Origin of the sequence: Novimethylophilus kurashikiensis (genome assembly GCF_003112435.1) — a bacterium.
Lineage (GTDB): Bacteria > Pseudomonadota > Gammaproteobacteria > Burkholderiales > Methylophilaceae > Novimethylophilus > Novimethylophilus kurashikiensis.
Window position 1 is genome coordinate 1 of the sequence record NZ_BDOQ01000028.1, and the last position, 18,625, is coordinate 18,625.

Sequence of the window (18,625 nt, forward strand, 5' to 3'; positions counted from 1 at the left end):
CGCTGATGTACACGTTCTAAATTAGAAAGGGTTTAGCAATGCTTCATATACCGAGGCCTAATTACCTTAAGTACTCTCCGCCCATTCTCGGCATTTGTGCCGCAGCCAGTGGAATGGGCAAGACTACTTTGATGGAAAAAATACTGCCAATACTTAAGTCGCATGGATTACGGATTGGCGTAATCAAGCAAGCGCGAGCAGATTTCGACACCGATCATCCAGGTAAGGATAGCCATCGTCTACGCTTGGCGGGAGCAGATTCTGTCATGGTGGGCTCCTCGAAAAGATGGGCACTCATGACCGAATTACCTCAAGAGTATCCAGATAATGATGATTCGAGGCTGAAAGAACTTATCCCTCATATGAACACAACCGACAGTGATCTCATTCTGGTCGAGGGTTTTCGGGAAGCATCCATTCCTAAAATTGAAGTCTATAGGGCTTGTTTAGGCTATCCATTGCGCGCGCTAAAAGACAAACAAATTCTTGCGGTAGCAAGCGATACTGGATGTTCTTCTCCAAAACCAATCTTGAATATTAATTCTGCCGAGGAAGTGGTCAGCTTCATTCTTGAATGGCATTTTGCAGCGAAAAAATCTTACAAGCATAAGCTTGTTGCAGAGTATATTTAAGCCATTCCCCTACTCGAAAACAAAAAAAACCCATGTGTCAGTGTGAGGCACATGGGGCTGAGGAGACCTGGTAGCGAACTTAATATTTAATTCATCATGCAGTTGGCACCATTACTCTATTTTTGCCTGCACCAGGCGCAACCGAGAGCATTAAGAATAAGCATTTCGATAACTAAGCCGCTTTTAACATCACATTCCAAGATAATTCGGGCCGCTTCCTCCTTCTGGTGTCACCCACGCAATATTTTGCTTAGAATCCTTGATATCGCACGTCTTGCAGTGCACACAATTCTGGGCGTTAATTTGCAATCTAGGTGCATGATTGTCCGAGACGATCTCATAAACACCAGCGGGGCAATATCTTTGCTCCGGGCTATCGAAAACCTTTAAATTGATCTCGATCGGTTTGGCGCCGTCCTTGATCTGCAGATGCGATGGCTGATCGTGCTCGTGACCGATGTTGGCCAGTGCCAAAGAACTGAGACGATCGAAACTGAGCCTCCCGTCCGGCTTAGGATAAGCAATAGGTTGGAAGCTACTGGCAGGCTTGGTGCTCAGATGGTCAGGTTTAGCATGGCCCAATGTCCAGGGAACAGAAATACCAAAACGCCCCAGCCACAATTCGATCCCTGCAGCAAAACTTCCCAAAACTGTCCCGAAAGTCGACAGATATGGTTTTACATTGCGGGCGCCGTACAGATCCTGCCATATCCAGGACAGTTTCAACTTGGTCTGATATGCCTCGAGCCGATCATGCGTCCGCCCTGCGGTAATGGCTTCATAAGCAGCTTCGGCAGCCAGCATCCCAGACTTCATGGCGTTATGGCTGCCTTTGATGCGAGGCACATTGACCATCCCGGCAGCACATCCCAGCAGCACGCCGCCGTCGAACACCAGCTCTGGCAGAGATTGCACCCCGCCTTCACTGATAGCTCGGGCGCCGTAGGCAATTCGTTTTCCGCCTTCCAGAAGCGCCCTGTTCTTGACGTGCAACTTGAACCGTTGGAACTCCTCGAACGGTGACAGATAAGGATTGGCGTAATCCAGATGCACCACATAGCCGATTGAAACCAGGTTTTTACCGTAGTGGTAGAGGAAGGAGCCTCCTCCGGTATCATCATTCAGCGGCCAGCCTAAGCTATGCTCGACCAGGCCGGGCTTGTGCTTTTCCGCGCTGACTTCCCAGATTTCCTTGATCCCCAGGCCGTATTTCTGGAAACGATTTTGATCGCGTAAACCGAATTTTTCTTCCGCGATTTTTGTGAGTGAGCCTCGCGTCCCTTCGGCAATCAGCGTATATGCGGCATGAATTTCGATGCCGGGCGTGAAGGTAAGCTTTTGCTCGCCGGCCTGGCTGAGCCCCATGTCACCGGTCACGACCCCAGCAACGGCTCCAGATTCTGCATACACCAAATCGACCGCGGCAAAGCCCGGATAGATTTCCACTCCCAGCTCTTCAGCCTTGTTGCCCATCCATTGGCATAACTCGCCCAGACTGCCGATATAGCACCCTTGGTTATGCATAACTGGCGGTAGCAGCCAGGCAGGAATCTCATAGCTGTTATTCTGAGTAAGCCAGCTCAGCTTTTCATCGCTAACCGGGGTGGTCAGCGGCGCGCCTGCTTCCTTCCATTCAGGAATCAATTCGTTCAACGCGATCGGGTCGATGACGGCACCCGACAGAATATGAGCGCTGACCTGCGAGCCTTTTTCGAGCACACAAACGCTCAGTTCCTTGCCAGCCGCATTCGCCATCTGCTTGAACCGGATCGCTGCGGACAAGCCGGCGGGACCTGCCCCGACAATCAGCAGGTCGTACGTCATGATGTCTCTTGCTGTACTCACTCTTACGCCCATTTCTTAACACTTACTTTTCGACAAACGCTCTTTCGATTACATAATCCCCTTGCACGCCGGTCTTGGGCGAAATAACGAAGCCGTGGCGGTCGAGTATGGCGCTCGTATCATCCAGCATGGACGGACTACCGCAGATCATGCCGCGGTCCGTTTCCGGATTCAGCGGCGCAATCCCCAAATCCTCAAACAACTTGTTCGACTCGATGAGATCCGTCAAACGACCCTGATTACGGAAAACTTCGCGCGTCACTGTCGGGTAGTAAACCAGCTTGGAGCTCACTTCCTTGCCGAAGAACTCATTTTTAGGCAACACCTGGGTGATGAAATCGTGGTAAGCCAGCTCGCTGACGGTTCTGACGCCATGGATCAGGATTATCTGTTCGTATTGTTCGTAGGCTTCCGGATCCTGGATCAGGCTCATGAACGGTGCCAGTCCTGTTCCTGTAGAGAAGAAGAACAAGCGCTTGCCCGGTTTCAGGTCAGGAAGTACAAGCGTTCCTGTCGGCTTTTTACTCACCAACACCTTGTCACCCACCTTTAAATTCTGAAGCAAAGATGTCAACGGCCCGTTGGGTACCTTGATGCTGAAAAACTCGAGATACTCTTCGTAGTTGGGGCTGGCGATGCTGTAGGCACGCATGAGCGGCTTGCCATTAACTTCTAAGCCGATCATCACGAACTGGCCGTTTTCGAATCGCAGACCGGGATCGCGGGTGGTTTTGAAACTGAAAAGCGTATCGTTCCAGTGATGGACGTAGGTGACGGTTTCGACCGTTAAATTGCTCATTTTAAGCTTCCGTGACTAGGGCGTTATTCAATTGAGGGATCACCTCGAAAAGGTCGGCCACCAGTCCGTAGTCCGCGACTTGGAAGATAGGCGCATCGGGATCGAGATTCACTGCAACGATCACCTTGCTGTCCTTGATGCCAGCGGTGTGCTGGATAGAACCGGAAATGCCGAAGGCCATGTAAATATCCGGCGCGACCAGCGTGCCGGTCTGGCCGACTTGTGTATCGTTGGGTGCATAGCCCGCATCCACTGCGGCGCGGCTGGCTCCAATCGCAGCACCCAGAGTCTCTGCGAGCGGATTCAAGATATGCTGGAATTTCTCTTCGCTGCCCAGCGACCGTCCGCCTGAAACCACAACACGGGCCGTCGAAAGTTCGGGACGACCCGAATTGCCCTTGGTCTCTGCCACCCACTTGGCCTTGCCTGAGCTTACCGGCACTGGCAACGACTTAATTTCAGCCGCATGACCAGCGATTGCATCCACAGATTTGAATCGGCTGCCGCGCACAGTCAGCACTCGGATGCGCTCTTCGCTGTCGACCGTGGCGATCAGGTTCCCAGCATAGATGGGGCGCTTGAAAGAATTAGGACTGATGATTTCTACGACATCAGAAACCATCCCTACATCAAGTTGTGCAGCGGCACGCGGCAAGATATCGCGAGTGAACGAGGAATGACCACCCAATATCGCGCTATAACTGGCAGCGACGGAGACGATTAGTGCAGCAGCATCTTCCGCCAATGCATGCGCCAGATGCTCTGCCTGGGCGACCAGGACTTTGGAGACGCCCTCCAACTTACTGGCCTGGGCAACAACATTGTCTAGGTAATCTCCGGCAATCAGCACATGGATGTCATTGCCGAGTTGAGCAGCGGCGGCAATAGTTTGACGTGTGGCAACCTTGAGATTGTTCCCGTCGTGTTCTGCAATAACCAGAATGCTCATCACAATACTCCTGCTTCACTTTTAAGTTTCTCGATCAGTTCATCCACGCTATTCAGAATACGAACCGGATCTCTGGCTGGTGGATACCCCACAAATTTGGTCTTGAGCTTGGTTTCAAGCTCAGGCACAAGCTCATCTGCGCTCACCGTTTCAATGGGCTTTTTCTTGGCCATCATGAGGTTGGGCAGCTTGACAAAGCGCGGGGAATTCAGCCGAAGATCCGCGCTAATTACCGCCGGCAGCGAGAGCTTCAGAGTTTCCATGCCTCCATCCACCTCTCTCACCACCTCGACTTCCTGGCCAGTCACCTTAACGCTGGAAGCGAACGTCGCCTGCGGCCAATTCAAAAGCCCAGCTAGCATCTGCGGGGCCTGACCGGCATCCTCGTCGATGGATTGTTTGCCCATGAGAATAAGCCCGGGGGTTTCACGCTCGGCCAAGGCCTTTAGCAATTTGGCGACACCAAGCGAACCGAGCGTCTGATCCGTCTCGACAAGAATGGCCCGGTCCGCGCCCATGGCCAGACCATGGCGCAAAACGTCATGATTGACGGCGCTACCAAAAGAGACGACCGTCACTTCAGTGGCAATCCCGGCTTCCTTCAGCCTAAGAGACTCTTCAATAGCATTTTCATCGAACGGATTCGGCGACATTTTGACGCCGGATAAGGCGACCCCTAGCCCGTCATCGGCTGGGCGCACCTGGATCTTGTAATCAACAACACGTTTGACAGGCACTAAAATTTTCACAGTGAACATCCCTCTTAAAATTACTTAAGAGATATTCTAGAAACAGGGTTAATATCTGTAAAATTGATTACATGAATAACATTATTCAATTTTTTAGATATGAAGTTTACCCTGCGCCAACTCGAAATTTTTGCCACTGTGGCACGCTTCGAAAGTGTTTCCCGGGCATCTGAAATTCTTTCGCTATCACAATCCGCGACCAGCACCAGCCTCGCTGAAATTGAAAAGCAATTCGACACGGCTTTTTTTGATCGAGTGGGGAAAAAGCTGCGTCTCAATGATTTCGGGCGGAAACTCTTGCCCGAGGCAGTGGATTTGCTCGATCGTGCACAGAGCCTTGAAGATTTGCTTTCAAATCGAAAGAGCTACTGCAATCTCAATATCGGCGCCACTCTTACGATCGGCAACTATTTGGCAACGCTGATAGTTCCAAAATTTCTCGAGACCTATCCTGACAGTAAGGCTCATTTATCCGTACACAACACTTCTGCCATTGTGGAACGCCTGCTTAATTTTGATCTGGACTTGGGCCTCGTCGAGGGATCCTGTGCGCACCAAGACCTACTCATCGAACCTTGGATCGAAGACGAACTCGTTATTTTCAGCGCTCCCGGCCATCCACTTACCAGGACCAAAATCGTTACGCTCTATCAACTGATGGAATTGCCATGGATCATGCGTGAAAAAGGCTCAGGGACTCGGGAAGTGCTCGATCAGGCGTTGGCAGACCACAATTTCAACCCAAACATTAAGCTTGAGCTTGAACATACTGAGGCGATCAAGCGTGTGGTGGAATCGGGACATGGAATCGGTTGCATTTCACGTCTGGCACTACGTGATGCCTTCCGACGAGGCAGCCTAGTACCGATTGAAATGCCGCAGCTCAATTTAAAACGGTATTTCTATTTCGTGCTGCACAAGCAGAAGTTTCAAACCTCAGGTATTCGAGATTTTCTTAAAGCATGCAAGGCTTTCACTGCTGGTGTCTCTTCAACGGAATCGATTCAATTGCCCAATATTCCCTAATGCCTTAAGAAATAATGTTTGTTTTTTATTCAATGTCTCTACTGAGGCCTCATAATTTTCCATTTCTTTGCTCATACTGCTCTTTGAAGTAGTAATAGATACCCATTCCAGGTCCCCAATTGCGGTTCTTTATCCACGCCAAGGCTTGGGAAGTTGAGTCCACTTGATCGCTGTACTTAGTCATCGGGAAACTGATCAGTTCAAATAATTATTCAGGCAACCAGCTCGCGGATTTTGGAAATCTAACCGACCCATCTTCGATCAGGTTAGTCTGAGCAAATAGCCTCACCCACGATATACGAGATGGCGGGTATTCTGGGGGTACCTTGGAGCGCCCTGCCCTAACCCAGCTCTTGGCTGACATCCAAGCACGTCAGATTCAAATATTGGTGGTGTATAAGGTGGATCGTCTGACCCGGTCGTTGTCAGACTTTACCAAACTCGTGGAATTATTTGATGCGCATGGCGTGTCCTTTGTCTTGGTCACCCAGCAGTTCAACACCACCACCTCTATGGGACGGCTGACGTTGAATGTGCTGTTGTCTTTTGCCCAGTTCGAGCGCGAGGTGACGGCAGAGCGTATTCGAGACAAGATTGCCGCCTCTAAACGGAAAGGCCTATGGATGGGTGGGATATCACTGATGGCGCGTGCAAAGAGACTATAGGTTCCGGCCGGAACATTGGTCCAGTTGTAAACGTAAGGTGAGGTCGTGGTACTACTTTTCCGTACGTGAAGAGGTCGAATTCTCCATGCTCGCCCGGCGACCGATAGAGATAAGCGCGTCCCCATGGATCAAAAGGGACGTTTTTTTCAGATATGGACCGCCCCATTTCGGTTCGCTGGCTGGCTTGGCGTTCAGAGCCGCTAATCCTTGCTCTGAACTAGGATAGTGTCCCGTATCGAGACGATATTGGTCGAGCGCTTTTTCGAGCGCATCAATTTGCGCTTTAGCTGCCTTGAGTTCTGATTTGCCAATTTGAGAAAAATACTTGGGGCCGACATACCCCGCCAACATGCCAATGATGACCATGACGACCAGCAGCTCCAGCAGTGTGAATCCTGAGGAAGATTTTTTCATTCTTAAGTTTATTTGTTTACTCGACTCTCTTCTCTGAATGAGTATGCTTGATCTATATTGCCGCGGCAACATAGAGCATCGTATCGAGAACCATTGCTTCTAGCAGCCAAAACAACACAACCTTCATTTAACATTTAAATCAATAGCTTAAAAAGTTTCATAAGATCAATTCACGACAACCGCTGAATACTTATCCAGCCATTAAAAAAAGCTATCCATCTCTCAACATGAAATTATTTCTACGCGGAATGCATATTCAAAACTTTCATGACAACAATGAGCAATGCATTCTTTTCAATATTAAATCTCTATTGATCGTTAAATATCCCTGGGACTAAACATGCTGGAAAGTGAAGCTATAGAAACCATTTTTCGTCGATTGCCCCTGCTCGAAAATCAGGCACTGACTAAGATGTTTCTGCAAAGTGCTATCGACCAAATCATGATATTGGCAAAGGCTGGCGCTATGGATATACCCAACAGATACACGTCCATTGCAGAAGCCCCAACGCAAAAAGAGCTCGATGCTATTGCCAAACAAGCGAAAAAATTGCTGAGCCAGCTCAAATATGCTCATCAAACAACGATTCTAGCCTTAGCAGATCAAGGGTTCTGGCGCATAGATGCAGATCTAGAGTGCTTGCTCAAAACGTTGTCGAATCAGGCATCTCAAGCCAAGGTGGGCCAGGTCTCGACAGCAACCACAGGAGGCCGCCCCGAAAACCGAAAAGCACATTACCTAGCTCGTGTGTTAGCGCACTATTACTACAAGCTCACCGGTAAAAAACCGTCACGTTCCAGTTCAGCAAAGCATCCTCATGGTTACATCAATCTAGTTGAGTCCATGTTCGAGTTGTTGGCCATCGACCCAGCCAATAGCGATCATTATGCGAGATTGGCCATTCGGGAATTTAACGCTTCCATTTCCCACACCGAAAATCCCGATGGAGAAAACTTCCCAAATTTAGTCGAAGTATCCGCCTAGCTCTTCCCTTCCCCCTTTATAAAAATCGAGGCTACTTGTTTTCAGGAAGCCTCGTCATGACAACACCAATCCTTCAACAGTCCGGCCACCATCTTTCGGCTGTTTATCTCCCAACGCATTCGCTACAACTGAACTCGCGAAATCCACGGCAGCATAGCACCCGGCAAATCAAACAAATTGCGCAGAGCATATCTGGGCAAGAAAACAATCTTCCGCATTTGAAGACTTAATTGAAATAAGTTGATAAGGAAGAATTTAATTGAAAGGTTTGTCATGCAAACAGATATGCACTACTACGGAACCTACTGCATGGCACGTGCCGCAGGCTTAAATGACAATACTGCTCAATCTATTGCAACGGCTGCTGAATACGTTGATGACTGCAGTGACATTACCGCAGCTGAGCTTAGCGATGGCGTCATGCTGAAATCGCGAGCAACAGCCCATCATCCTATTGATGGTGACAATCTGGACCCCCTCAGCCAGCGGGAGATATGGGTTCCGTTTCACTTCCTTCCTGGTAACGAAGGGGACTCACATGAAGAACGCTTAGTATGTCGAAAGAACAGTGCTCTCGCCCGTGAAATGGTTTCCCATCACCTGGACTGTGCAGAGATGCCCTATGGAGTGGAGCTAATGGGAATTACGGCGCATGTCTATGCAGACACATTCTCACATTATGGATTCTCCGGCATCAGCTCTGATACAAACAGAGTGGAAGGTAAAACTATCAAGCTGCACGTCGAGGACGAAACCATCCTGAAGTACATCCGCGACAAGTTTGATGCGTTCAAAGAGAAATATGCGCAGAGCCACATTGCGGATTTGGTTGGACTTGGCCATGGGTCTGTTGGCACCTATCCGGATCGGCCCTACCTGACATGGGAATTCCTCTATGAGATTAGCGGGCAGCACTCTGGATCACGCCATAATTCCGCTACATTCTTGGAAGCTTGCGAAGAGCTGCATAAGATGTTCAAAGCATACGCTGAGAAAGTACCTGGGCTGAAAGACGCCGGTGGCGGCCGTTCATTCGAATCAATTAAGGATACGGTGGGAAAAGTGCTGACCATTGAAGGAACCCTGGATCAACGCTGTGAAGCATGGCAAAGCGCAGCAGTGTCTGATGCCCTATTTGATAATCCTGACAAGGCGCCTATTCCTAGCTATAACTCGACGTGGTTCACTGAGGATCAGGTCAGACTTGCCGATTTTGATTCTAATACCGTTAATAGTGCGACGTTCTATTCATTCCTGATGGCAGCAAAATTCCATCGAGACTATGTACTTGATGAATTGTTGCCAAAATACAATCTGCCGGTGATTTTTAGGCTCTAATTAATCAAGAGCTTATTGATGAGATCGACCTAGGCATTAGTAAGTTGCATTAAAAGCTTGTGTGTTGGCTAAACCTGGTGCCAATTCAACAAACAATCAGAGATAACAATGATATCCATGGTGTGGCTTTGTAGCTCATGTTTAACACTTGCTCCATAAGCAGACGCCAATAAAAACTGGGGAAATCCATGGCAAGAAAACAATCTTCCGCATTTGAAGACTTAATTGAGATAGCCGCTGCTCTACCTTGGAAAGTCAGCTTAATTCTAGCGACGGTGGCTTACCTCGGATTCCACTATGTCGCTAGCTCTCCGATTGTCGCTCCTCATGACCAGCAAGCAATGGGCGACTTTGTTACTAAGCAGCTTTTCATTACATTCTCAACCTTTCTCCAATACATAGTTCCCATCGCATTTCTGACTGGAGCTTGCGTTTCAGTTTTTAAAGGCAGACACCGTAAACATCTGCTCGAGACTCAGTCTGGACTGCAAAGCATTCGGGCAATGTCCTGGGAAAGTTTTGAGTTACTGGTGGGCGAGTCGTTTAGACGTCTTGGTTATATGGTCGAAGAGCATGGTGGGAATACTCCGGATGGCGGTATAGACCACGTCTTACATAAGCAAGGGAGAAAAACGATCGTCCAGTGCAAACACTGGAAAGTCTATTCAGTGAATGTTTCTCTTGTGCGTGAGCTTTATGGCGTAATGACAGCAGAGCATGCCGATGAATGCATTCTTGTGACATCTGGCACCTACACGATGGACGCGCAAGCTTTTGCTAAAGGCAAACCAATTCGCCTGATTGACGGTAATGAGTTAGTTGGCTTGGTTAAAGAGGTTCAGCAAAGCAATCAAATCAAACTGAAGTTAATTGAAAACACTGACAACCCTACCCCTCAATTAAGCTCACCTATATGCCCTAACTGTGGCAATGCGATGGTGCTACGAAAAGCAAGGAAGGGAGCTAACGTTGGTAATCGATTTTGGGGCTGCTCGAAATATCCTAATTGTCGCGGCATAGTTGAAGCCAACTAGAAAATTTGTCGTGGAAGGAAAGTAACTTCTTGAAATCCGCGATTACAGTCGTTGCTGCAAGTCTCTTAAATGGGCTACTTATCGGCCTTTGCAGCCATTCGGAACCTTCGAGCTAAGCAGTCGGTTTTGAATGGAAAGCAGACATCAGTGTGACTACTAAAGCCGCTGCGATTCAAATTGCCGTACTTCGTCATTCCTTGTATGGGATTAAGAATGTAACTTTAATATTAGGCGGGGGGGTATCGTGACCTAAAAGGCACCTTCGGTGCTCATTTACTCTCTCCTGAATATCGCTTCACTTTCCTCATTAGCTTAATCTCTGAAATTGTGAATATGGCAATTTCGATCAAGTTCGACAAGTTGCGTTATCAGTTCAGAATGCGCTTGGACGTGGAGGATGTAGCGCGGTATGTTTTGGGCAGTTGATTGTGACATAAATGGTTCCCCCCAGAAACTCACCAAAGCTTCAGGAGCCCCATGGGGATAAGTATCAGCCAAGATGAATGATAAATTCTTATCAAGCGTGCACCAGCGCGGCTCCTTTACTTTATCAGCGACGTTATGGATGGAAATTATTGGCCATACTTCAGTCTGCCAGATGCCTCTTTGGCTTTCGTCAAGAACGAATTGAACCCTAGTCACCAAGGGATTCTCGATTGCTGGACGTAGCATGGAATCAAAAAGCGATTGCGTGCGGTACATCGACAAGCAAACATTGAATAGGGTTACTTCTCCGCGCATGTTACGCAAGAACTTTCCATTCGCTTCGCGAAGCTGGCGTGGGCCGATCAATACTATATCGGGAGCAGTCAAAGATGACTTGATCTCGGATACAATTTTTTGGACATGCTCCACTTGATCCGCGGTGTTTTCATTGTTTCTTGTATGACGCATGAAATTAATGAACAAGAGCGCCATGAGGGTGAGCACGACAGGCAGGATGATTTGTTCGTCGATTACATGTAAGAAATGTAGAATAATGGCCACTACGGCGGCCAGTATCCCTGCGATAGCATCCCACTCGTAGCTTAGAAAGTGATTCTTTTTCATATCACTCTTAGTGTCTCAGAAAAAAAATACGTATCTCACGTAAAACAAACTTCGCTCATTCGTTTTCAGTTCAGGATCACCGCCATTCTATTATCAGTTCCTGCAGCAATATTGCCGTGTATGAAAAACTAGGCAAATACTGAAACTGATACGAACCATATTCCAATGGCGATTAAGGCAATTGGATGGGGCTTCATCCGGTTTTTCATACGGTAGTTATCTGGAACACATTTGAGTCATGGGCATGATCCAATATAACCGCCTTCACGCGAGCCTGCCATAATTGGCGAAATTCGAGGAAATCTTCATCGCTGGCCATTCCGTTTAGGCAGGCAATCAGCAGTTCCTTTATACGTGGCGACGATGGAACACTCTGCAGACTCAAAGAGATATTAACGGATTGCATTGTATCCAGCCGAGTCAAACGCATTTCGGAATCAATGTTTGATTCAAATAGAAGCTTGTCTCTTCTATCGAATCGGCCGCTGATGCCTTTAAATGCCGTGTTATTGCCAGCACCTGTCAGCAGGCCGACTACATTGGCGACAACGCCACTAGTCCCATCGGCGCTTCCCTGGCGAAATTCAACTAAAATATTTCCTCGTTCAGGTAAATCCTCATCATAAAGCGCTTTCAAAGCTTTATAGGTCATCCAATAAGCGGATGCCACAGTTGGGCATGAATGGCCAGCAAGTTTAACTGCATCAAGGTAGGAGTATTCGATGACGCCATCGTCATTCGCGCCTAGAAACTCGGTTAATGGATCGTATAGCCTGATTTTCGGTACCTCGTTGATAAAAGCAGGGTATGTCATGTTCGCTCCTTTGAGTGATAGCTAAAGATTTGGGAAGCGTTGCGACGTTGGGCCAATCATCACGCAATCAACGTAGAGCCGACAAACGCTCATAACGCAGGGTTTATGTTGCCAAAGTAAAATCCCGGTTCTCGGCCATAGCATCGTCGAGTTAATGTCTCTTACAGGCCAGATCTACTCACCAAGCCAAGCTTACTAGGCGATGAATCACACTGATCTTCCCGCTGTACGATGGAGTGCTACGACAACTTGCTGCGTAATTCAACAAGTTCTCATTCAAGCAAGACTTCTCTTGATCTATGCGCAATAATAGCTGAGCGAATTTGTCCGGTAATTGACGCGAATCAAGCTGAAGGAAGTAAAAGGCAACGCTAGATCACGAATCTGCTAAGAACTGTGGTGTGGTTTGAATGGCTTCGAGAACGACTTGGCCTCGCCACAGCCTACGAAATGGACGACTTTTTCGGCTCAGGTACTGATCGGAATTGGTATAAGTACCGATCTGTAACCCGCGCTCCAACGCATGCCACTCTTGCTGCGGTTTAACGGTAATGCTTGCCCGTTCATCACACAAAGTATTGATTGTTTTTCTGCAAGCGACCAATGCTTCTCTAAGTATTAATCCAAATTGGCTTTAATACGAGCTTCCACATACTATCCCCGTGCCAATTGGGAAGCCCGCGTAAGTAATCAGACCTAGCTATGATGGTTCATAGGCTCATCCCCCTTCTGTAGATTGCTTTACTAAAAGCGGCATGCTACATTTAAAGATATATTAAATATACATCTTATTTGATACCCTTGAATTTTTAGAAAACCAGCAATCAGTCCATAGTCTTAGTTGCGAACTGAACGCTCTGAATTCTGTAAGCACAACGTTGCATCAGCGTAAGACACTAGACCATAGGCTAAACTTGGGCTCAGATTGAGATTTAATAATTAGCTGCTTGATGCTAAATAATGAACTTTAGTTCAGAGAAATACTGTGATCTTATCTATTACTAGCCAATACGCTATCAGAGTTCTTGTATATCTTGAATTACGAGAGAGCAACCGCCCTGCAATAGCTAATGAAATTGCACATAGCCTAGGCCTACCGGCACCATATTTACGCAGTATTTTGGCATCGTTATCTAAGGGGGGATTGGTGATCTCGACCAGAGGTAAAAATGGTGGATTCCAGCGAAAAAGTGAATCTGGAGAAATTAATGTGCTGCAGATCCTTAGGATTACCGAGGGCATTGCCTTTACGGACTATTGTGTAATGGGGTTTAAAATTTGCGGAGAGGGTACTTTCTGCCCAATGCACGAAAAATGGATGCCAATGAAGCTGGGGATAATTAATATGTTTAAACAGTTGAATTTGGCGGCCCTTGCTGAAGATGTTAGAAAAGGTAAGTACCCTTTAGTCGATTTACCTCATGCCATATTTTCAGCAGTGCCTCAACTGTAATAACGATGATTAGCAAAGCGATTTTTAAATCGTTCAAAGTCAGTTATGGGATGCATTGACCTTTGGGTGAGCAGCGTTCTCACACTCTGGACCCGAAGGAGACATCTACGATCTTCTGCAAAGGGCAGTCAATTTTGAGATATCTATTCCGGCTGCAGAGAAAAGGGATTTCCGGCGTCTGAGGCTCGCCAAATAATAAAGTGATGAAAAGAAATCAATGAACATAACGATCTGCTGCACCGTCAGTTAGTCTAGAAAGCACGCCATGTGCGGGCTTTATTTTTATCAGGCCGCTTCATGCGGGCTTTCTGTTTGAGTGCTTTGTCAGTAGTGTGGAGTCAACGCCCGTTCGGCCATGTCTAAAGGCTGATTCAGCAACGCTTGTCATTGAAACTACTTCAGACTATGTAATCCTGGAAGAGTAGTTTTTAATCCAATTAGGAAAAGCACTAATAGTCATAGGTTTTGCAATTAAATAGCCTTGGGCCAGATCACATCCTAGCTCGGCTAGTTGATCCCACTGCTCTTGTGTTTCAACCCCCTCAGCCACTACCTTTTTACCAAGGTCATGAGCAAGATCTATTGTTGATCTGACTATCATCCACGACTCCTTGTTTTGCAGCATGTCGCGGACAAAAGATTGATCGATCTTTATGTATTCTGCCGGTAGTTTTTGCAAGTAACTCAAAGAAGAATAGCCCGTACCAAAATCATCAATGCTTAAGGAGTAAATCCAATACTTTTTAATGCTACTGACCTTCTACATGACTGATGTAATCTTCTCGCACTAAATGAAGGAATTCGGGCCGGCCAAAAGCTTCAGGGATGAATTGGTTGGCTTAGTAGAATTCATGGGAGCAACTCTTAATGAAGGCTCAGGTTTCTAAAAGACGGCTATCGGCCTTTTGCGGACGTATTTGTTGACTGTCGTGATCGGCCGATTTGGCCGAGAACCGGTCGCACATCGACAATCTGATTTCGTTAGAAAATAAACGCGCGAGGAAAACCCGACCTCGAAATTTGACGACTGAGAAAACTAGCATTTCCAGGCGCCATTAGTGGGCTTGGGGACAGATTTTCTGGGAACAGAGAAAGCATTCAAGCAAAAGGCCCGCACGTGGCGGGCCTGATAAAGAAAAAGCCGCACTTGGCGGCTTTTCTAGACTAACTGGCGGAGAGGGCGGGATTCGAACCCGCGACAAGGTTGCCCCTGTGCCACCTTTCCAGGGTGGTGACTTAAACCACTCATCCACCTCTCCGAAGGCCGCGCATTATGCAGCATCTTTTTTAAAAACGCCAGCATCAGCGTTAACAAATCAGCGGGAAAATCCCTAAGTAATTGATTTCTCCGGGCGACTATATTTCCGGTACTGGATATGTAGTCAATGTCGTTAGATAGAGTCGCGTGAAACCTTGGGAATGGGATAGAATAGCGGTCGGCGGGCCTCCCCGCATTGCAAGATAGCCAACCTGGTCAGGTCCGGAAGGAAGCAGCCACAGTTATTCAAGCAAGTGCCGGGGCAAAGGCTCGCCACTTTCGTATTTGGACACGTTGCGGTGCCGTCCAGGTGACCAGTTGATAATTCGGTACCCATTTCGGCTTAAAGTTGCGATGACACTTTTTTACAAGACACCCGCATGAGTTATCAGGTACTCGCCCGCAAATGGCGCCCACGGGCGTTCGGACAGGTGGTCGGCCAGGAACACGTGGTCCGCGCCCTCACCAATGCCCTCGACCAGCAGCGCCTGCACCACGCTTACTTATTTACCGGAACGCGCGGGGTCGGCAAAACCACCCTCGCTCGCATCGTCGCCAAAGCGCTCAACTGCGAAACCGGTATTACCTCTACCCCTTGCTGCCAGTGCACGGCTTGCGTCGAAATCGACAAGGGACGTTTCGTCGATCTGATCGAGGTGGACGCCGCTTCCAACACGCAAGTCGACGCCATGCGCGAACTGCTGGAAAACGCGCAATACGCGCCGACCGCAGGCCGCTTCAAGGTCTACATCATCGATGAAGTGCATATGCTCTCGCGCTCGGCGTTCAATGCCATGCTGAAGACGCTGGAAGAGCCGCCCGCACACGTCAAATTCATCCTCGCGACCACCGATCCGCAAAAAGTGCCCGTGACGGTACTGTCGCGCTGCTTACAGTTCAATCTCAAGCAGATGGGCCCTGGCAATATCGCCGGCCATTTGCAGAATATTCTCGATCAGGAAGGGATTTCTGCCGAACCGGTGGCGCTGCAATTATTGTCGCGGGCTGCTGAAGGCAGCATGCGTGATGCCCTCTCCCTGCTCGATCAAGCCATCGCCTACGGCAGCGGCAGCGTTCACGAGCAGGAAGTGCGCGCCATGCTGGGCGCCATCGATCAAAGCTATTTGTTCAACTTGCTGGATGCACTGACAGGGCAGGACGGTCCTTCGCTCATAAGCCAGGCTGAAGCCATGGACGAGCGCAGCATTTCGTTCGATGCCGCCTTGCAAGAGCTGGCATCGCTGTTGCATCAAATTGCCCTGATCCAGGCTGTGCCTCAAGCCGTAGCAGACGACGTTCCCGAACGCCCTCGCATGCTGGCATTGGCGCAGCGCATTCCTGCCGAACAGATTCAGCTCTTTTACCAGATCGCTACGCTGGGCCGCCGCGACTTATCGCTGGCGCCGGACGAATACGCCGGTTTCACGATGACGCTGTTGCGCATGCTGGCGTTTGCACCATTGGAGCAATCGGCGCCGATCCAAGTCGCACCGCCGAAAGCGCCAGCAGTCCCAACACCGCCGCCGGCAGTTCAACCGCCAGTTGCTCGAGCGGAAGAACCGATACCTTTCCAGGAAAGCCAACGTCAGGCCTCCACACCAGAGCCGAAACCCGCAGAGAAAGCTCCCATCGAAGCTAAGATCGACACACTGCGCAGCGCCTTGCAGAATCCAGTTGCAGGGGGATTTTCCGGAGATTGGCGCACATTTGTCGATAGCCTGAAGCCCGGTTTTGCCAAGACGCTGGCGCAAAACTGCGAACTGGTTTCGTCGGACGAACAAAACTTGGTGCTGTGCGTGCGCGAAACGCAAAAACACCTGCTGGAGCCGCGCTTCCAGGAAATGCTGAAAACCGCGCTGCGCGACCGTTTCGGCAATATCAAAATCAGTATTGAAATCGGTGGCACCGGCAACACGCCCGCCGCACAGTTGTCTCAAGAAAAAGCTTTACGCCAGGCGCAAGCTGAGGAATCCATCCGTAACGACCCGTTCGTGCAAGGGCTGATGGAAACCTTCGGCGCGATCGTGAACCCTTCCAGCATCAAACCCATACAGTAGGAGTCAAGCATCATGATGAAAGGTGGCTTGGGCAACCTGATGAAACAGGCCCAGAAAATGCAAGAAAACATGGCCAAGGCGCAGGAAGAACTCGGCAACATCGAGGTCGAAGGCCAGGCCGGCAACGGCATGGTGAAGGTCGTGATGACCTGCCGCAACACCCTGCGTCGAATCAAAATCGACCCCAGCCTCATGCAAGAAGATGCAGAAATGCTGGAAGATCTCATCACCCTGGCTATCAACGACGCGCTGCGCCAAGCTGAGGCAACCAGCCAGGAACGCATGGGCAAGCTCACTGCCGGCATGCCGCTCCCTCCTGGAATGAAACTCCCGTTCTAATCACCACTCGGGTAAGGGCACACGCCTTTGCCCTCCCCTCGCATGAAATCCCTCACTGCTCTCGACCAACTGATCGAATCGCTGCGCTGCCTACCCGGCGTCGGGCCAAAATCGGCACAGCGTATGGCCTACCACCTGCTCCAGCGCGACCGCAATGGCGCCCAGCATCTGGCCATGAGCCTGCAAAACGCGCTCTCACGCATTCATCATTGTCTCAAGTGCAACAACTTCAGCGAAAGCGAAGTATGTGATTTATGCGCTTCAGGCAAGCGCGATGCGCATCAGCTTTGCGTGGTGGAGATGCCAACCGATCTTCTCATGCTGGAACAGACGCAGACCTACCACGGCATGTATTTCGTCCTGATGGGCCGACTCTCCCCGCTCGACGGCGTCGGTCCTAAGGAAATCCATCTCGACCGCCTACTAAAACGCGCCCAGGACGGCGAAGTACAGGAAGTCATCCTCGCCACCAATTACACCGTCGAGGGTGAAGCCACAGCCCATTACGTGGGAGAGCTATTGAAAGCCCGCGGCCTGAAAGTCAGCCGGATCGCACGTGGCTTGCCCATGGGTGGCGAAATCGAACACGTCGATATTGGGACGTTGGCGCAGGCGATGATGGAGCGGCGATCGCTACGATAGCGCGCTGATTCCAGCGACTACACACCCAATAAAAAAGCCAGCCGTGGAAAATCCAGGCTGGCTTTTTCATATTGCCGTTTCTTAAATCACTACAAAATTGGTATTAGTTAGTACCGGGGCCCCTGTCAGAGTTGCGATTTGCACTGCAGCCGTACCACCTACACCATCAGCATCGTAGTACAAGGCACCAGAGGTCGAGTCGTAGATGATATGGTCATCAGCTTGCTGAGCCGTAGTCATGCCAGCACCACTATTAAACATGCCGGCATTTAATGTGCCTGTCGTTAGCCCCAAACCCGTCAACACGCCATTTTCGAGTTGGATGACATCGGATCCCACTCCAAAATCCGTAATTGTGTCGACATTATTGATAGCATCGGGCGCAGTATTGAACCGGAAGACGTCGTTGCCTATCCCACCGGTAAGGATATCGTTACCCGCCCCACCTACAAGGGTATCGTTGCCTGCCCCACCACTCATGGTGTCATCACCAGCTCCGCCCATCATGAAGTTGGCCCCGCTGTTCCCAATCAGAGCATTGTTCAGTTCGTTGCCAGTCGCATTGATCACTGCAGC

At 49.3% G+C, this 18,625-nt stretch carries 18 protein-coding genes, 1 tRNA gene, 1 other RNA gene and 1 pseudogene; 11 read left to right on the forward strand and 10 right to left on the reverse strand.

Annotation, left to right across the window (positions count from 1 at the left end; translation table 11 throughout):
- Nucleotides 1-38: 38 nt before the first annotated feature.
- Complete coding sequence (gene mobB, locus NMK_RS18065; RefSeq protein WP_109017171.1) at nt 39-632, forward strand: molybdopterin-guanine dinucleotide biosynthesis protein B; 594 nt, start codon at nt 39-41, stop codon at nt 630-632.
- Nucleotides 633-821: 189 nt separating this feature from the next.
- On the opposite strand, the gene NMK_RS18070 is transcribed toward mobB, so the two are convergent.
- From NMK_RS18070 to NMK_RS18085, 4 genes are read right to left on the reverse strand one after another with little or no spacing between them, the layout of a single operon-like run.
- Nucleotides 822-2,456: an electron transfer flavoprotein-ubiquinone oxidoreductase gene (locus tag NMK_RS18070; protein ID WP_227871568.1), complete on the reverse strand. Its 1,635-nt coding sequence runs from the start codon at nt 2,454-2,456 to the stop codon at nt 822-824.
- Between the two features lie 43 nt (nt 2,457-2,499).
- On the reverse strand, nt 2,500-3,276 hold the full coding sequence (locus NMK_RS18075; RefSeq protein ID WP_109017173.1) for a ferredoxin--NADP reductase: 777 nt from the start codon (nt 3,274-3,276) through the stop codon (nt 2,500-2,502).
- Between the two features lies 1 nt (nt 3,277).
- Nucleotides 3,278-4,225, reverse strand: a complete 948-nt coding sequence (locus NMK_RS18080; protein ID WP_109017174.1) for an electron transfer flavoprotein subunit alpha/FixB family protein — start codon at nt 4,223-4,225, stop codon at nt 3,278-3,280.
- Nucleotides 4,225-4,974 (reverse strand): electron transfer flavoprotein subunit beta/FixA family protein, encoded by a 750-nt coding sequence (locus NMK_RS18085; RefSeq protein WP_109017185.1) that lies wholly within the window; start codon nt 4,972-4,974, stop codon nt 4,225-4,227. Before NMK_RS18085 ends, NMK_RS18080 begins: the two co-directional genes overlap by 1 nt.
- Nucleotides 4,975-5,073: 99 nt before the next feature.
- Here NMK_RS18085 and NMK_RS18090 point away from each other — a divergent pair, with 99 nt between their 5' ends.
- Together NMK_RS18090 and NMK_RS18095 are read left to right on the forward strand one after the other, a co-directional pair.
- Nucleotides 5,074-6,000, forward strand: a complete 927-nt coding sequence (locus NMK_RS18090; protein ID WP_109017175.1) for a LysR family transcriptional regulator — start codon at nt 5,074-5,076, stop codon at nt 5,998-6,000.
- 296 nt (nt 6,001-6,296) lie between these two features.
- Nucleotides 6,297-6,665 (forward strand): recombinase family protein, encoded by a 369-nt coding sequence (locus NMK_RS18095; RefSeq protein ID WP_227871569.1) that lies wholly within the window; start codon nt 6,297-6,299, stop codon nt 6,663-6,665.
- Between the two features lie 55 nt (nt 6,666-6,720).
- On the opposite strand, the pseudogene gspG reads toward NMK_RS18095, so the two are convergent.
- Nucleotides 6,721-7,079, reverse strand: a pseudogene (gspG, locus tag NMK_RS18100) (type II secretion system major pseudopilin GspG); the annotation flags it as partial.
- A gap of 340 nt (nt 7,080-7,419) precedes the next feature.
- On the opposite strand from gspG, the gene NMK_RS18105 reads away from it, so the two are divergent.
- From NMK_RS18105 to NMK_RS18115, 3 genes are all read left to right on the forward strand, one after another.
- On the forward strand, nt 7,420-8,064 hold the full coding sequence (locus NMK_RS18105; RefSeq protein WP_109017176.1) for a hypothetical protein: 645 nt from the start codon (nt 7,420-7,422) through the stop codon (nt 8,062-8,064).
- Between the two features lie 273 nt (nt 8,065-8,337).
- Nucleotides 8,338-9,402: a DUF6765 family protein gene (locus tag NMK_RS18110; RefSeq protein ID WP_109017177.1), complete on the forward strand. Its 1,065-nt coding sequence runs from the start codon at nt 8,338-8,340 to the stop codon at nt 9,400-9,402.
- Nucleotides 9,403-9,590: 188 nt separating this feature from the next.
- On the forward strand, nt 9,591-10,436 hold the full coding sequence (locus tag NMK_RS18115) for a restriction endonuclease (protein ID WP_109017178.1): 846 nt from the start codon (nt 9,591-9,593) through the stop codon (nt 10,434-10,436).
- 312 nt (nt 10,437-10,748) lie between these two features.
- Here NMK_RS18115 and NMK_RS18120 read toward each other — a convergent pair whose 3' ends face one another.
- Together NMK_RS18120 and NMK_RS18125 are read right to left on the reverse strand one after the other, a co-directional pair.
- The gene (locus NMK_RS18120; RefSeq protein WP_109017179.1) at nt 10,749-11,486 is read right to left on the reverse strand and encodes a hypothetical protein; all 738 of its coding nucleotides are present in this window, start codon (nt 11,484-11,486) and stop codon (nt 10,749-10,751) included.
- A 205-nt stretch (nt 11,487-11,691) separates the two neighbouring features.
- Nucleotides 11,692-12,300 carry a hypothetical protein gene (locus NMK_RS18125; RefSeq protein ID WP_109017180.1) on the reverse strand — a complete coding sequence of 203 codons (609 nt, stop codon included), beginning with the start codon at nt 12,298-12,300 and terminating at the stop codon, nt 11,692-11,694.
- A gap of 985 nt (nt 12,301-13,285) precedes the next feature.
- Between NMK_RS18125 and NMK_RS18130 the strand changes: the two genes are divergently transcribed.
- A complete protein-coding gene (locus NMK_RS18130; RefSeq protein ID WP_109017181.1) occupies nt 13,286-13,753 on the forward strand; it encodes an RrF2 family transcriptional regulator in 468 nt (155 codons plus the stop codon).
- A 403-nt stretch (nt 13,754-14,156) separates the two neighbouring features.
- On the opposite strand, the gene NMK_RS18135 is transcribed toward NMK_RS18130, so the two are convergent.
- Together NMK_RS18135 and NMK_RS18140 are read right to left on the reverse strand one after the other, a co-directional pair.
- Nucleotides 14,157-14,501 (reverse strand): EAL domain-containing protein, encoded by a 345-nt coding sequence (locus tag NMK_RS18135; protein WP_306419357.1) that lies wholly within the window; start codon nt 14,499-14,501, stop codon nt 14,157-14,159.
- Between the two features lie 421 nt (nt 14,502-14,922).
- Nucleotides 14,923-15,012, reverse strand: a tRNA-Ser gene (locus tag NMK_RS18140).
- Between the two features lie 179 nt (nt 15,013-15,191).
- Between NMK_RS18140 and ffs the strand changes: the two genes are divergently transcribed.
- The 4 genes from ffs to recR all read left to right on the forward strand — a co-directional run bounded on the left by ffs (nt 15,192) and on the right by recR (nt 18,049).
- An RNA gene (ffs, locus tag NMK_RS18145) (signal recognition particle sRNA small type) lies at nt 15,192-15,289 on the forward strand.
- A 102-nt stretch (nt 15,290-15,391) separates the two neighbouring features.
- Nucleotides 15,392-17,068 (forward strand): DNA polymerase III subunit gamma/tau, encoded by a 1,677-nt coding sequence (gene dnaX, locus NMK_RS18150; RefSeq protein WP_109017182.1) that lies wholly within the window; start codon nt 15,392-15,394, stop codon nt 17,066-17,068.
- A gap of 12 nt (nt 17,069-17,080) precedes the next feature.
- Nucleotides 17,081-17,407 (forward strand): YbaB/EbfC family nucleoid-associated protein, encoded by a 327-nt coding sequence (locus NMK_RS18155; protein WP_109017183.1) that lies wholly within the window; start codon nt 17,081-17,083, stop codon nt 17,405-17,407.
- Between the two features lie 42 nt (nt 17,408-17,449).
- Nucleotides 17,450-18,049 carry a recombination mediator RecR gene (recR, locus tag NMK_RS18160; RefSeq protein ID WP_109017184.1) on the forward strand — a complete coding sequence of 200 codons (600 nt, stop codon included), beginning with the start codon at nt 17,450-17,452 and terminating at the stop codon, nt 18,047-18,049.
- A gap of 81 nt (nt 18,050-18,130) precedes the next feature.
- Here recR and NMK_RS18165 read toward each other — a convergent pair.
- Nucleotides 18,131-18,625 (reverse strand): M10 family metallopeptidase C-terminal domain-containing protein (locus tag NMK_RS18165; RefSeq protein ID WP_146187242.1); only part of this gene is annotated, 495 nt, incomplete at its 5' end.

Coding starts and splice junctions, on each gene's coding strand:
- mobB (WP_109017171.1), top strand. CDS start 39: ATGCTTCATATACCGAGGCCTAATTACCTTAAGTACTCTCCGCCCATT.
- NMK_RS18070 (WP_227871568.1), bottom strand. CDS start 2,456: ATGACGTACGACCTGCTGATTGTCGGGGCAGGTCCCGCCGGCTTGTCC.
- NMK_RS18075 (WP_109017173.1), bottom strand. CDS start 3,276: ATGAGCAATTTAACGGTCGAAACCGTCACCTACGTCCATCACTGGAAC.
- NMK_RS18080 (WP_109017174.1), bottom strand. CDS start 4,225: ATGAGCATTCTGGTTATTGCAGAACACGACGGGAACAATCTCAAGGTT.
- NMK_RS18090 (WP_109017175.1), top strand. CDS start 5,074: ATGAAGTTTACCCTGCGCCAACTCGAAATTTTTGCCACTGTGGCACGC.
- NMK_RS18105 (WP_109017176.1), top strand. CDS start 7,420: ATGCTGGAAAGTGAAGCTATAGAAACCATTTTTCGTCGATTGCCCCTG.
- NMK_RS18110 (WP_109017177.1), top strand. CDS start 8,338: ATGCAAACAGATATGCACTACTACGGAACCTACTGCATGGCACGTGCC.
- NMK_RS18115 (WP_109017178.1), top strand. CDS start 9,591: ATGGCAAGAAAACAATCTTCCGCATTTGAAGACTTAATTGAGATAGCC.
- NMK_RS18120 (WP_109017179.1), bottom strand. CDS start 11,486: ATGAAAAAGAATCACTTTCTAAGCTACGAGTGGGATGCTATCGCAGGG.
- NMK_RS18125 (WP_109017180.1), bottom strand. CDS start 12,300: ATGACATACCCTGCTTTTATCAACGAGGTACCGAAAATCAGGCTATAC.
- dnaX (WP_109017182.1), top strand. CDS start 15,392: ATGAGTTATCAGGTACTCGCCCGCAAATGGCGCCCACGGGCGTTCGGA.
- NMK_RS18155 (WP_109017183.1), top strand. CDS start 17,081: ATGATGAAAGGTGGCTTGGGCAACCTGATGAAACAGGCCCAGAAAATG.
- recR (WP_109017184.1), top strand. CDS start 17,450: ATGAAATCCCTCACTGCTCTCGACCAACTGATCGAATCGCTGCGCTGC.